Source organism: Amycolatopsis sp. NPDC059657 (genome assembly GCF_042734395.1).
Taxonomy (GTDB): Bacteria; Actinomycetota; Actinomycetes; order Mycobacteriales; family Pseudonocardiaceae; genus Amycolatopsis.
Genome location: NZ_JBHWEB010000186.1, coordinates 1 through 13,155, shown reverse-complemented (window position 1 = coordinate 13,155; position 13,155 = coordinate 1). Strand labels below are relative to the sequence as shown.

The 13,155-nt window shown below is 64.5% G+C and carries 11 protein-coding genes; 2 read left to right on the top strand and 9 right to left on the bottom strand.

What is annotated here, in order from left to right; genetic code table 11:
• Positions 1-186: 186 nt before the first annotated feature.
• Positions 187-867: a sortase domain-bontaining protein gene (locus tag ACFV15_RS45690; RefSeq protein WP_378359451.1), complete on the bottom strand. Its 681-nt coding sequence runs from the start codon at positions 865-867 to the stop codon at positions 187-189.
• The gene (locus ACFV15_RS45685) at positions 867-1,985 is read right to left on the bottom strand and encodes an LPXTG cell wall anchor domain-containing protein (RefSeq protein WP_378359450.1); all 1,119 of its coding nucleotides are present in this window, start codon (positions 1,983-1,985) and stop codon (positions 867-869) included. The genes ACFV15_RS45690 and ACFV15_RS45685 overlap by 1 nt, the downstream gene beginning before the upstream one ends.
• A gap of 234 nt (positions 1,986-2,219) precedes the next feature.
• Here ACFV15_RS45685 and ACFV15_RS45680 point away from each other — a divergent pair, with 234 nt between their 5' ends.
• Positions 2,220-2,603, top strand: coding sequence for an ArsR/SmtB family transcription factor (locus tag ACFV15_RS45680; RefSeq protein WP_378359448.1), 384 nt, complete (start codon positions 2,220-2,222; stop codon positions 2,601-2,603).
• A gap of 2 nt (positions 2,604-2,605) precedes the next feature.
• Positions 2,606-3,016: a Fur family transcriptional regulator gene (locus ACFV15_RS45675; RefSeq protein ID WP_378359452.1), complete on the top strand. Its 411-nt coding sequence runs from the start codon at positions 2,606-2,608 to the stop codon at positions 3,014-3,016.
• 38 nt (positions 3,017-3,054) lie between these two features.
• Here the strand turns inward: ACFV15_RS45675 and ACFV15_RS45670 are convergent, their stop codons facing one another.
• The 7 genes from ACFV15_RS45670 to ACFV15_RS45640 all read right to left on the bottom strand — a co-directional run bounded on the left by ACFV15_RS45670 (position 3,055) and on the right by ACFV15_RS45640 (position 12,813).
• Positions 3,055-5,160, bottom strand: coding sequence for an AbfB domain-containing protein (locus tag ACFV15_RS45670; RefSeq protein WP_378359446.1), 2,106 nt, complete (start codon positions 5,158-5,160; stop codon positions 3,055-3,057).
• The gene (locus ACFV15_RS45665; protein WP_378359445.1) at positions 5,157-5,582 is read right to left on the bottom strand and encodes a hypothetical protein; all 426 of its coding nucleotides are present in this window, start codon (positions 5,580-5,582) and stop codon (positions 5,157-5,159) included. Before ACFV15_RS45665 ends, ACFV15_RS45670 begins: the two co-directional genes overlap by 4 nt.
• Positions 5,579-9,304: a nucleic acid/nucleotide deaminase domain-containing protein gene (locus ACFV15_RS45660; protein ID WP_378359443.1), complete on the bottom strand. Its 3,726-nt coding sequence runs from the start codon at positions 9,302-9,304 to the stop codon at positions 5,579-5,581. The genes ACFV15_RS45665 and ACFV15_RS45660 overlap by 4 nt, the downstream gene beginning before the upstream one ends.
• A 252-nt stretch (positions 9,305-9,556) precedes the next feature.
• Positions 9,557-10,600, bottom strand: coding sequence for a hypothetical protein (locus tag ACFV15_RS45655; protein ID WP_378359441.1), 1,044 nt, complete (start codon positions 10,598-10,600; stop codon positions 9,557-9,559).
• Positions 10,601-10,807: 207 nt separating this feature from the next.
• Positions 10,808-11,512 (bottom strand): TIGR03943 family putative permease subunit, encoded by a 705-nt coding sequence (locus ACFV15_RS45650; RefSeq protein WP_378359439.1) that lies wholly within the window; start codon positions 11,510-11,512, stop codon positions 10,808-10,810.
• The gene (locus ACFV15_RS45645; RefSeq protein WP_378359437.1) at positions 11,509-12,531 is read right to left on the bottom strand and encodes a permease; all 1,023 of its coding nucleotides are present in this window, start codon (positions 12,529-12,531) and stop codon (positions 11,509-11,511) included. Before ACFV15_RS45645 ends, ACFV15_RS45650 begins: the two co-directional genes overlap by 4 nt.
• A gap of 39 nt (positions 12,532-12,570) precedes the next feature.
• Positions 12,571-12,813 (bottom strand): hypothetical protein, encoded by a 243-nt coding sequence (locus ACFV15_RS45640; protein ID WP_378359436.1) that lies wholly within the window; start codon positions 12,811-12,813, stop codon positions 12,571-12,573.
• Positions 12,814-13,155 lie beyond the last annotated feature (342 nt).

The following is a 13,155-nucleotide window of genomic DNA, read 5'->3' as shown; positions in this document are numbered from 1 at the left end:
GTCCCCCCACCCTTTCTCACCGCCTTCTCTGCCGGGGGGTGGTGGGTGCCGCGCGCGGGTCGCCCCCCCCCCCCCCACCACTCGCGGCCCGTCCGAGCCTCGCGAAGTGAAGACCCTGCCAGCCTGTCCGGAGCGCGCCACATCTGCCCTTCCGCTCAATAACCGTCGGGAACACTCACGACCCCGCTAAGGCCTGGAGATGAGCTCCGCGGTCACGACCCGGTTGTCCCGGTACCCCTGCGTCCCGCCGACATAGTCCCCACCGCAGGTGACGAGAACGAGCCGATGCGGCCCGCTCTGCCCGAACAGTGCCCTGGCCTGCTTCGGAAGGTCGTTCTTGTGGAGCGTGACGACGCTGCTGACCCGGTAGACCCACTTCCCGCCCGCGGTGTCCATGACGGTCACTTCCTGCCCGTTGGACATGGACCACAGCACGTCGAACGGGCCCTTTTTGCCTGCCCAGTTCACATGCCCGGACAGGAGAGCGGCGCCCTTGTCAGCCCCGAGCTTGGCGCCCCACCAAGCGGCCTCGTCAAGCCCCTGCGGAATCGGCAGCACGGCCTTCTTGGTCACCTCGACACGCACCAGCTTCGCGGTCCCGCCGCCTGGCAGCAAGATCGTGCCCGGCTTCTGTCCCGGCGCGGCATCGACACTCGCCGCGACCTTGGAGGCGACGGTCGGATCAGGCGTGGGAACGGGTTCCGCCGACGGCTCGATGGAGGCGATCGGCTCGCTCGCCTTCGGCGCGGGTTCGGGCTGGAGCACGAGCACACCGGTCGTGAGCACACCCACCGCGAGCAGGCCGAGCCCCGCCGCCAGCCACTTCTTCCGTGGCTGGGGCGCGGTCTCGTTCGGCGGTTCGATCATCAGTGGTCGTGACGGCGGCGGCGCACCACGAAGGCGGCACCACCGGCGAGCAGCGCACCAGCGCCGAGCAAGGCGAAGCCGACGGGCGAGGTGCCGCTCTCACCAGGCGCGGCAGGCGAGGCGTAACCGGCGGGAACGGCGGTCGGCACGACCTCGGGCTCGAAGTCGCTCGGCAGGGAGCAGCTCACGCCACCAAGCACGTACCGGGTGACGAACCGGTCGTCCGTCCGGAGTTCGGTAGCGGCGTCCTTGAACACGTGAGTAACGATCTTGACCTCCCAGCCGGCGGCAGCGTTGATGTCGCCCTTCCGCCACTCCTTCTGCTTGATGAGGTCGTCGAACTTGGTCAGCTTCGAGATCGTGACATCCGACTTGGTCAATGCCGGATCGACGTCCGTGCCTGTCACCGTCAGATCCTTCGGCGCGCCGAAGGACAGGCCCTTCAGCTCCAGCGGCTTCTCGGTAGGCATGAGCTGCGGCTGAAGCCCGTCGCTCTCGCGAACGTAAATCTTGTCCGCGGTCGTCGACGCGGTCTGCTTGTCCTTGCTCTCGCACTCCACGCTGCTCTTGGCACCTTGGATCACCAGAACGGTCTGGTCAGTAGCCGCATCGCCCTTGAGCTGAAGATCCCTCAGGGCGAAGTTGCCCTCAGTCGAGGCCGAGGGAACGTGCGTGTCCTGCAACTCGGTCGAACCGGAGAACTTGGTGCTCGCGATGCCATCGGGGAACGGGCTCTTCCCGTCATCGAACGAACCGAGGTTGAGCTGGTAGTGCTCGCCGAGATGCTTGTCCATCTCTTCTTTGGTGTGGAAGGCGTACTTCTTGTCGCTCGTGTCGGTGCCGAAGTCCAGCGAGTCCTGCGGCAGAGTCAACCGCTCGGCCGGCAGGGTGTTCTTGCCCGGTTCGGTCAGCGAAGGCGAGACCTCGGCGGAGTAGCCGGTAGCGTCCTTGTTGTCTTCAACGACGGGGAAGACGGATTCGCCGGTCTGGATGCCTGCGATGTTCGCGTACGACTCCGGCGCGGTGGCCTTCTCGGTCTCCTGCGCGCTGGCGATGGGCGCGGCGACCAAGAGCGAGCAAGCCGTCACCGTGGCGAGTTTCGTGGCGAAACGAGTCATGTCTTCCCTCTGTCCGGGCGGCCCCAAGGCGCAGTGATCCGCAACTACTTTGCACTGTCTGCGATCACCTCGGCAGTGTTACACCAAATTGGTGGCCAACTCACTCGATCGGAGTAGTACGAAGGTCGGCGCACTGCCGAGTAACCATCCCCTGACTGTGGGAACACTAGGATGGGGAACGCGGTTGTTGACTATGACTGCGAAAATCATGTCTAACAAGGCTGGAGTGACGACATGGGCACTGTGAGTTCGGGCGCGGTCCCGGCGGGACTGCCCGGCGAGGCTGAAGTGCATTCCCCCGCACGTCAGCTGTCGTCACAGGGCCCCACGACCTCGGCGAAGACACTGTCGGACGCGGGTGATCTGCTGCGCGCGCTGGCCGCGCCGGTGCGGATCGCGATCGTTCTACAGTTGCGCGATGAGGACCGCTGCGTCCACGAGCTGGTCGACGCGCTCGACGTCGCGCAGCCGCTGATCAGCCAGCACCTGCGCGTGCTGAAGACGGCGGGTGTGGTCGAGGGTGAGCGGCGCGGGCGCGAGGTCGTCTACCGCCTGGTGGATGATCACCTCGCGCACATCGTGGTCGACGCGGTCGCGCACGTCCAGGAGGGTAAGTGACCATGAGCTCCGCCGCCCGCAGCGCGGCACCGGTCCCCGGCCGCCGTTCCACCAAGCAGCGCGCTGCCGTCGTCGAGCTGCTCAACGAGATCGACGACTTCCGCTCCGCCCAGGAGCTGCACGACGAGCTCCGCAAGCGTGGCGACGGCATCGGGCTGACCACGGTGTACCGCACCCTGCAGTCACTGTCCGAGGCCGGCGAGATCGACGTGCTCCGCACCGACTCCGGCGAGGCCATCTACCGCCGTTGCTCCTCGCACCATCACCACCACCTCGTGTGCCGCGTCTGCGGCCACACGGTGGAGGTCGAAGGCCCCGCCGTCGAGCGCTGGGCCGAGAAAATCGCCTCGACGCACGGCTTCTCCGAGATCAGCCACACGGTCGAAATCGTCGGCACCTGCAACAAGCACTGAGGCGGCCAGCGACACCGGCAGCCTCAGTGCTTGTGCACTCAATTCCGGTAAGCAGTGGCTTTCTTGGCTACCGGGTCCCAGTCGATATGACCACCCTCGAACTCGCTTCGCCGACCACCAGGTATGTCAAACTCATCACTCGTCGGGTACCCGAGCCATGATGTCTCCCAACCCATCGATGCCCATTTTGTCCGAATAGGCCCATAGACGACATGCGCCCAAGTCTCCGGTGTCCAATAGATCGAACCACCGTTGGCGAAGTGATTGAAACGACCTCGATCGTCCGGAGTACCGCTTTCGTCCGTAATCGGCACCCCGAGAGCCTGGAACGCATGCCCGCCAAGTGCGAGATAGGCCTCCAGGATAAACCCATCCATCTCTCGAACTTGACTTCCTTTAGCCCAGTAGAGACGCCCACTGTCAAACTCCTGATAGTGAACAGAACCATCCACCTGCTCATCTCCGACAGGCGACCCGATTTGAGGCTTCATCCTGCTGTCATAGAGCCAGCGATACATGATGTCGGAGACGACTTTTGGCTGCGGCACGTCAGCCAACCAGCTGGTATCTCCGTCGAAGCCAGCATATGAATCAGAGCATGGCTCCTCCGACGCCGTCGGCGTGAGATTCGAACGGGCAGCCGGCCACGGATCGCCCTGCCCGGCTGGAATGCAACCGACCGTGCCCTTTATTGCCGCATACACGCCACCGCCAGACTTCCTAAGAAATCTACCCGGAAAGCCTAGCGACTCAAGTGATATATAGCGACTATCAAGACGACTAGACCTAACACACCAAGTCGCATCCCGCCGAAACTTGTCGCTGGCATCACTAGGCGCAGCTTCGGCATGATGATCCTCGTTGACATGGAGATAATAGCCAGGATGGCCAGACCACTCCATCGAATGACATTCTGAACTAGCCAAGCCTGGAATAATCGTCCAGCTTGCTTCGCTGACCACAGCAGCCAGGTCACCTGTAAATTGCCCTCTGGTGGCAAGCGCAGACCGACTAGGCAATCCAACGGAAAGAAACTCCCGACGGTAGATATTCGACAGTGACTGGACAGCACTTTCGTACTGTCCAATTCTCAGAAAATTATCAACATCGTCGTCAGTTCCAGCAAGAGCGGCTTTCGCAGCAGCAACCTGATTTGGATGCATGCGACTACTCTGGGCCTTGGCCTGAATTTCAAGCGCCCGACGCCGGTTCGCTTCAACCACCTTACGATTGAAGTTGTCCTTGTCCCGGACGTTGGCTTCGTAGATTCCCTTATCAATGAACAGCTTCCAGTCGACAGGGCTCGTACTGCGATAGGCGCGCCCTGCGGCGACCGCGACCTCACTGTCCAGAACCGCCCTATTCATGATCTCGCGAACGAAGTTGTCGTCGGACAGCTCGAGCATGCCGGCCGGCGCGATGAACCCGATCACCTGGGCCATCGCCTTTGCCTTGGCGTTGCGAGCGGCCTGACGGGCCTTCTCTTCGGCCGTGGCCTGATCGTCAGCATCGATCTTGTCTTGCTTATCCTGCGCCACCGTCACGAAGATGCCGTTAGCGAGGAAGTCCTTCTGCGCGGCCTCGGACCCATCGAACGCAGCCCGGGCAGCCGCCTTCATTTTCGGCCCTGTCTGCCGCTCCCACAGCATGAAGGTGAAGTCCTTATAGTTGGCAATGGACTCTTCATTAGATGGGGTCCATTGAATTGACGCCGCCGCGCGCAGCTTGAGGTCGCGTGCCGCACGAGCAGTGTCGGCGTCACGTTTCTGGCGCGCGACGTCACGAGCGTACGCCTCATGGATCCCAGTCTTGATCCATTGAGTGCACTCGAAATCGGACCCCGCGAATGCCAGCTCAGCCGATGCGCGAAGTTCCGGCAACTGATCCGGCCGCTCCACCGCCTTACGCCACAAGGCGACCACGAAGTTCTTGTCACTCAGCACGAGTAGATCCGAACTCGGCACCAGGCCCAGCACCGCCGCGGCCTTCGCCTTTTCTTCCACTGTAGCTCCGGCCGCCGCGACCGCCGGAGCGTTCTGCACCACCTTGGCCACCGCCCCGGGTGCAGAATGTGCGACACCGGGCATACCCGCCAGCAGTACGGAAACTGTTGCCGTCAATACCAAACAGGCCGTAGATCTCACTTCTCTTCTCCTCCCTCTTCCTCGGATCGATTTCTATCCGAAACAAACAGAGCCAACGGCCTCATATCGTCTCGGTCCGACTCGACACAGAGGCCGGATGCTTCAAGAATGGAAGCAATAGCCAACCTCATCGCAGATTCAGCCAAATTCAGCTGCCGAAACCTCGGATCGCCCGCGTCCCCCAACAGGGCGCGAGGGCGCACCTCCTCGTACCACCCCGACGAGACACTCCAGTCGACGTAGACGCCGCTCACACCATCAAATAGATCGACCTCTATTTCAACTCCACCCTGATAGTCAAGCCCCTGATGGTTTTCGTTCATCGGAAGCCCAGCCTCACGCAAAGCTTCCTCCACTCTGACTGCGACGGCACGAATTCTCTGCTGCTCGACCTGACCGACTCGTCGGGGCTGATAGTTCACCGAGGCGCACCTACAACTGTCGGTTCCGACGGCGCAGCGGCATCGACCATACCCGCACTGCTGCGCCAGCCACGCCTGAAGAACGCTCGCTTAATATAGTCATTCAATGTCTTACTGTAGAGCTTGTTCAACTCCCCATCACTCCCCCATGGAACAGAGAATGACACCTTGGCCCCCGCCTTTAACTTCCTAACCAACTTATCTTCGCAAACCGGGCAAGGCTGGCGCTCACTGTAAACCGCTTCAATCTGCGATACATCGCGACCAGCACCGCGAAGCTGATCAAGAATGTGATCTTCCGAGTGATAGTTGCTATTACCACCTTGGCCGCTGAACCCGATGACCATATTTGGATATTTGCCGTCAGCGTTGACCCAACCCGATACATAGGCAACGGCTACGTTTCTGCCATTTTCACCATAACCTGTACCGTAGCGTGCCTCTACCGCAACCGATGCCATACCGCCTCCGTCGTAGTCCATGAGGCCACAGGTGAAGTCAGGTAAGTCCGCCTTGCTCTTGACGGAAGGGACGCTGCCGAGGCGTTTACACCACTTCCAGAGGAAGTCGAGCACCTTGCGGGCCTTCATGAAGATCGACCGAAACTTCTCGGATTTACTGGCGAACTTAAAGATGTTCTTGACGATCTTGACAACGGCCGCAGTCACGCTGGGCAGCTTCAAGAAGATAGACACAACGGAAGCGACGTTGAGCACGGTCCACAGGCAGGACTCGATATCGCCTTCACCGAAGCAACGCTGTGCATCACGCCAGCCGATGACTTCGAGAATGACTTCCGCGCCGATTTCCACCAGGAAGGCTGTGACACCTCCACCGTTCGCAGAGTCGTGCTGAGCCTGACGATATTCTTCTAAATGCTTGCGGCCCTCTTCCGAAGAAGACAGAGCTGCGACCTCATCTGGTGTCAAGTCCGGCAGCTCTTGCGAGTTCTCTTCATGAGCTTTTCGCCGCGCTTCCTCTTCCGCCTTACGTGCGGCTTCCTCTGCGCGATCGGCTGCCTTTTGCCCTTCGGAGGCGCTCTCCTTGGCGTTCTCTGCGGCCTTAGCCGCGTTGTCCGCATGCTGCTGGGCAGACGCCGCAGCAGCGCGGGCAGCGGCGGCATCAGCCTCGGCTCGGGAAGCCGCATCACGCGCGGCCGCAGCGTCCGCCTCCGCCCGGGAAGCCGCATCGCGGGCGGCCGCGGCTTCCGCCTCAGCAGCCGTGGCGTTGCGACCCGCGATGGCCGCGTCGTTGTTCGCGGCATTGGCCGCCACGCGGGCCGCGGCGGCGTCACCGCGAGCTTGGGCATCGGCTTGATTCGCACGTGCGCCCGCGTCACGGGCGGCGGCGCCATCGATCGCTGCGGCGGCTGCGGCCGCTTGAGCTTCGGCAGCCGAGCGAGAGGCGGCGGCTGCCGATGCTGCCGCAGCGGCAGCCGCGTCGTAGGCGGGCTTGACCTCTGCGGCAGCGCGAGCCGCCGCGTCGGCTGCGCGTTGTGCGGCGACACCTGCCTCGGCCGCGCGTTGCTCGGCGGCTCGTGCCTGCTCGGCACCGACAGCGCGGGCTTGCTCGGCGACCACGACCACGAAGTCGGCGTTGACATCACTGCCGGTGAAGGGCGCGACGATGTTGATCGCGGTGTTGGCCGGCTCGATGATTCCGGCAGACGACGCTCGCGCAGCCAGCGACGCCTTCACCGCGATGCCCGCCTGTGTCGCAGCGGATACCGACTCCGCCGAGGCGGCATCCGCCTCGGCCTTGGTGCGGTTGGCGGCCAGCAGAGACTGCTGCGCCTCGGACGCGGCTTGCTCGGCCAGCCGCGTCGCGGCTTGGGATGCTTCAGCAGCCTGCGCTTCCGCAACCGTCGCTTCGGCGGCTTTCACATTGGATTGCTGAGCGAAAGCGTGTGTCGCCGCTGCCTCGACTTCTGCCTGTCGAGCGGCTTGAGTCGCGCGTGCCGCAGCTGCCTGAGCATCGGCAGCCGCAGCACGGGCACGGGCAGCTGCGCGCGTCGCTTCGGTCGCTGCCGCGCGTGCGAGAGCGGCAGCAGCGGTCGCGTTGTTCGCCGCGGCTCGAGCGGCGATAGCCGCGTTGGTCGCGGTGTTCGCTTCCGCTCGAGCCTGATTGGCCGCATCCTGGGCTTGCTGAGCATAGGGACCACCACGCGCATGCGCGGCTGCCGCTTCCAGTGCCTGGGCTTTCGCCTCAGCTACCCGTTGAGCCTGTTCCGCGGCCACCGCACGATCGCGTGAACCAGCAGCGTTCGCCTCCTCATTGTGGGCGTTGACATCCGCACGCCCGGCGATCCGGTCTTGCTCCTCCGCGCGTGCGCGGGCTCCGGCAGCGACCGCGGCCTGAGCGTCCGCCTGGCCACGTGCGTCGGCGGCCACTTTCGCTTGTGCGTCCGCACGGCCGCGCGCATCGGCCGCCTTGCCACGTTCCTGCTCCGCGATGGCGCGGGCCGCAGCAGCCTTGCCCTGTTCACGTTCCGCGATCAGCCGCTGCTCGCGAGTTCGAGCCGCCGCGGCCCATGCCTGCTGCTCGGCCTGCTCGGCGGCTACACGGGCGGCCTTGGCTCTTGCCGCCGCATCTTGAGCTGCGACAGCCTGGACTCGGGCGGATTCGGCGACCGAAGCCGCCGCCCGCGCGTGCTCCTCGGCGTGCAGGCGCCACTGCCTAGCCTGCTCGGCGTGCTTGACCGCTTTGTCGGCCGCGTCGCGCGCCGCGTCCACCGCAGCGGTCGCGTCGATCGCGTGCTGAGCTGTCTGGGCTGCGCCTGTCGCGGCGCGGGTAGCCGCCTCCATCCCCTGGGCCATCTGAGCCCATTGCGTGCCATAGGTCAGCCCGGTTTCGACCAGGACGTTGGCTTCGATCGTCGCCGACGCGGATGCCTGCTGTGCCTCAGCTGCTGCTTGGACGGCATAGCCCACCTGCCGAGCGGCCTCGGCCTTGACCACGTCGAACGCCGACGGCGGATGCTGCCCTCCCGCCGCGTTCGCCGCGAGGATCTGCTCAGCCTGACGTGCCTGGGTCGCGGTGTTGATCAAGGCGTTCGACACCCGCTGCAACGCGCGCACCGCAGTGCCGTGCGCGACGAGCAGGTTCCGCCGCGCAGTCGACGCCCGCGCCGCCTTCTTGGCCAGGTCGGACAAGGCGTCCGCAGCCTTGTTCCGCTCGTCGAGTTCTTTGATGTACGCCTCGCGCGCGGCGGCATCGAGTTTCGCAGCCGCCGCGTATCCAGACCTCAGGAACTCAGCGATCGCCGCATCGCCGGCCTCCAACGCCACCTGAGCGGCTCGGCGGACCTCCACGCCACCAACTGACGTCAACATCGAGACACGCGACCGCAGCTGGTCCGCCAACTCACGGGCAGCACGCACGTTCTGCTCATCACGAAGCTTCGCGACGTCCTTGCCGTACGCCAGAAACTCCGCGCGATCACCATCGGTGCCCGCGAGCACCCTGGTGACCTCGGCGTTGAAGATCGGCCCGCCGGTGCCGGTCAATGCCTCGACAGCCGTTTTGTCGCGTCGTGCGGTGTCAGCCTTGCGGGCGTTGGCGGCCGCCCGTGCCACGTCTTCACCTTCGCTGAGGAAGGTCATGATGGCCGCGTCATCGCCGGCGAGCGCGGCATGTGCGGCGTCACGCACCTCTGGCTCAGGGTCCAGTTCAGCGATGTCGGCGACGAGGTTCCGCAGCCGAGGATCCCCGGTGATGTCCAACCCCGCCCACTCCTTGTACAGGGAAGGCGGAATCGGCCGCGGCTCATCATTCGACGCCGGTGCAGCCGTGAGCGCAGGTTTGCTGTTCCTCGTTGGGACCGCTTCGACCGGCTGTACTCCTGCAGCGAGTACCACCAACGTCAAGCTCGCCAAGAAAGCTCTGCGTATGCCTGAAATACCCATGCTTCTACCCCTCTTTCAAGCACGCCGAATTCACGCACGCCAATGAACGTGCGGAAGAAACGTAGAAAGTCAGCGACTCATTCGCTGTTCACCGGCGCGGGCCTGCGCGAGCAGCTCGTTCCATTGGCGTGTCTGTTCCGCCGCGAACTCCTGCTCGGTCATCCAGTCCTGCCTGGTCACCTGCGCCGGGCCGGTGATCGCCTGCCAGTTCGGCCCAGCCGCTGCCGCCGCCTTTTCGGCCACTGCCTGCCAGTTGTCAGCTTGGCGCGCCGAGATTTCCTGGGCTTCCGCCCATGCCGACCTCGCAGGCGCGGTTCGGGCCCCCACTTCGCGCCACGCCGCGGCGGCCTCCGCCCGTGCCGCTTCAGCGAACTCCGCCGACGCTTCCCGCGCGGCCTGCTCCGCTGCCCGAGCCTCGCCGGCGAGGCGGCTCACCGACCTGCGCCATGCCACATCGGAATCCGACGCCTGAGCGTGGTAAACGTCGATGTCGACCTTCGCTCCGCTAGTCCATCCGTATGCGAAGAACTCGACCATGTCCGTGTCGGTCGCACCGGGCCGCACCGCCCAACTTGCCGCGTTCCGAACCGTCGCTCCCGGGTCGCTCTGCGCCAAGCCCCGCACGTAATCCCGGTCTGCTTGGACCAGCGCGCGAGCATGTTCACCTGCCGTGTCGCGAACCGTCCTGTCCTGCGCCTCTGCCGCCGCGAAGCCAGTAGCGACAAAGAATTCACGATCGCCATCGGTACCGTTCAGCGCTCGCCGCGCCGCCGCGTGCACGGTGGGCGCGAACTCCGCGAGATAGGTTGCCAGCACGCGCTCGACGAAGTCGAGGTTCTGCTGAGCCGACTGCGCCGCCAAGCCTTTCGCAAAGTCGTACTCAGAAGTCAGAAAACGTTCCACCGCGCCGGGTTGATCCTCTGAGAGCAACGCCGACCACGCCACAGCGCGAACAACGGACCGCGAATCCTTCATCGCGATCCAGTTCACCAGCGCACGATCCGCCGCTGCTTTGTCCTGCGCCGAATAGGAGTGAGCGAAAGCCTGGCCTGGAATCGAAAACGAGACAATCAGCGCCAGGCAAACAGCCATAGCCGACATGGTTTTGCGCATGACAAAAACCCCTCCCCCACCGAACCGACAACCTCACTGAAAGAGGTTCACCCACCCCGACGATTCGTGATCCCCTCAAGATCGGGTTCAAACCTAACCGGTGACAAGTCGGCCAGTCCAGCGCAAAAAGCGGCAATTACTCACAAGCAGGTCCAGACCACCCCATTGGCGCATTCCGGAACTCGAATGCCCCATCCAGCGGGACGCCTAGTACTCGTAAGGGTCTTTGGGGGTGTCGATGCGGTGGATCGTCGCGACCGTGAAGTCCGGCGTGTAGCTGTTGTCCTTCTTGGCCGTGCCGGGCACAGCCTGGCCGGTCACCTCGACCCACGAGTCGCTCGCGAAGCCGGAGACGTCGCCGAGCAGGCGGGTGGTCACCGGGTACGCGTCTGCCGCGCAGCAACTGATCACCATGCGGGCGAGCATCGTTCCGTCGGCCGAGTGGACGATGAAGCCCGACAGCGAGATCGTGCGGCCGTTCAAGGTCCCGTTGCCGTCCCAGCCCGCACGGCTCACGAAAGCCGACATGCTCAGCGGGACGACATCGCCCGCTGGCAAAGGCGGGAAGGCGGCCGCGTCCTGGGTGGCGGCCGACTGGGGCGCGCGGGCTTCGGTGCGGGTGACCGAGTCGGCGCCCAAAGCCGGTGGGGCGACCAAGAAGACCGCCAACACCGGGACCATCAGCAACCAAGCCGAGCGGGCCGAATGGTGGTGGCCGTCGTGCTGGGAGACCTTTTCCCTTAAGTCACGCAGGATCGCCAGCAGGCCCAATGCGACCATGACACCGCCGCCCGCGATGATCCAGGGTTGCTGGGCTGGCTTGACGTAGCGCAGGTAGTCGCCGTTGAAGGCGATCTTGAGCAGCGCGCCGCCGAGCAGGATCAACAGGATGTTCTGGGTTTCGCGTTTCACAGGAACACCACTCCCGCTCCGATGGCGCACAGGATCGCGACGATGAACGTCACCGGGGCGAACCGGGACGCGAAGGACTTGCCGAACGTTCCGGCCTGCAAGGCGAACAGCTTCACGTCGACCGCCGGGCCGACCACCAAGAACACCAGCTTGGGCAGCAACGGCAACGCCGAGAACGAGGCCGCGACGAACGCGTCGGCCTCGCTGCACAACGCGAGCACGACCGCGAGGACCGCCATCACCAAGATGCCCAGGACGATCTGCTCGCTGAGGACGCCGAACCACTGGTGCGGCACGAGCACGCCCATGGCCGACGAAATGAGCGCGCCGAGTACGAGGAAACCACCTGCTTCGACCAGATCGGTGCGGGCGGTCTCCACGAAGGTCTTCCAGCGTGAGCCGGGTTCGACATCGGGCAGCCTGCGCAGCGCGCGCTCGGTGATCCACTCGAGTTTGCCCCAGCGGGCCCACAGCCAGCCCATGACCATCGCCGTGAACAGGGAGCCGACGAAACGGGCGGCGACCATCTCCGGTTTGCCGGGGAACGCGACCGCGGTGGCGACCATGACGACCGGGTTCACCGCGGGCGCCGCCAGCAGGAACGTCAACGCCGCCGCGGGTGCCACGCCCTGGCCCATCAGCCTGCGCGCGACCGGCACGGACGCGCATTCGCAGCCGGGCAACGCGACTCCGGCCAGGCCAGCGACGCCGACCGCCGCGCCCTGCTTCTTCGGCAGGACCTTCTCCAGCACCCTGGCGGGCACGAAGGCCGCGATCGCGCCGCTGATGAGCACGCCGAGCACCAGGAACGGGAGCGCCTGGACGCAGACGGCGACGAACACAGTCGAGCCGGTGCGCAGGGCGGGGACGTCGAGTACCCCTTGGAGCTGGGTCTGGGCGAGGATCGCGATCAGCAGGATGGCGCATAGGACCTCGATCGAGGAGATCCTGAACTTCGGCTTCTTCGCGGGAGCCGGGCTCTCGGGGGCGCTGGTCACCGGGCCGATAATGCCACCCATTGTCAAAACCGCGTAGCTGCCCCGGTCGTAAGTGGACGATCACGCCCGTTTGATGCCCAGATCGGCAGGTGGGTCTCCTGGCGAGGGCGTCTCCGGGCTCCGCTGGGCCTCGATCTGGATCTCGATGTTCGTCTTGTGCGCGATCGGATCCCAGATCTCCTCGAACGGCCCCATCAGCGACTGCCCACTGCCTGCGCGGCGGGCACGCACGGCGTACCAGGCGAACGCCGCCAGAAAGAGGGGCAGACTGAGAAACGTGGCCACGGGTGCCAGGAACTCCATGCGCTCGACCATACCGACGGTCGTGAGTGTTGCCGACGGTTCTAACGCGATACTGGGGAGTTAAGGCTTGGCCTGCGTTGTCCATCGGCACGTGAGCAGGTGAAACCCGAGTCGGTCGGGCCGTCGTCGATGGCCCGACCGCAAGCATTTAACGTCCGCAAAGGACGCAAGCGGCCGAATCTCGCCCGCAATGTCGCATTTGCCTGCTTTCTTGGGGTGGGGTGCACGGAATGAACGGGGCGTATGTGTCGCTCAGCCTGGATCCACCGGTTGTTTTCTGGTGATCGTTTTCGTGGTTGCTGATCTTGTGGTGGTTGTGCGGGCAGGGGAATGTGGCCGGCG

Bases quoted from the DNA above. Each gene is read 5' to 3' on its own strand.
- ACFV15_RS45655 (WP_378359441.1), bottom strand. From the start codon at position 10,600: ATGCGCAAAACCATGTCGGCTATGGCTGTTTGCCTGGCGCTGATTGTC.
- ACFV15_RS45645 (WP_378359437.1), bottom strand. From the start codon at position 12,531: ATGGGTGGCATTATCGGCCCGGTGACCAGCGCCCCCGAGAGCCCGGCT.
- ACFV15_RS45680 (WP_378359448.1), top strand. From the start codon at position 2,220: ATGGGCACTGTGAGTTCGGGCGCGGTCCCGGCGGGACTGCCCGGCGAG.
- ACFV15_RS45675 (WP_378359452.1), top strand. From the start codon at position 2,606: ATGAGCTCCGCCGCCCGCAGCGCGGCACCGGTCCCCGGCCGCCGTTCC.
- ACFV15_RS45640 (WP_378359436.1), bottom strand. From the start codon at position 12,813: ATGGAGTTCCTGGCACCCGTGGCCACGTTTCTCAGTCTGCCCCTCTTT.
- ACFV15_RS45685 (WP_378359450.1), bottom strand. From the start codon at position 1,985: ATGACTCGTTTCGCCACGAAACTCGCCACGGTGACGGCTTGCTCGCTC.
- ACFV15_RS45690 (WP_378359451.1), bottom strand. From the start codon at position 867: ATGATCGAACCGCCGAACGAGACCGCGCCCCAGCCACGGAAGAAGTGG.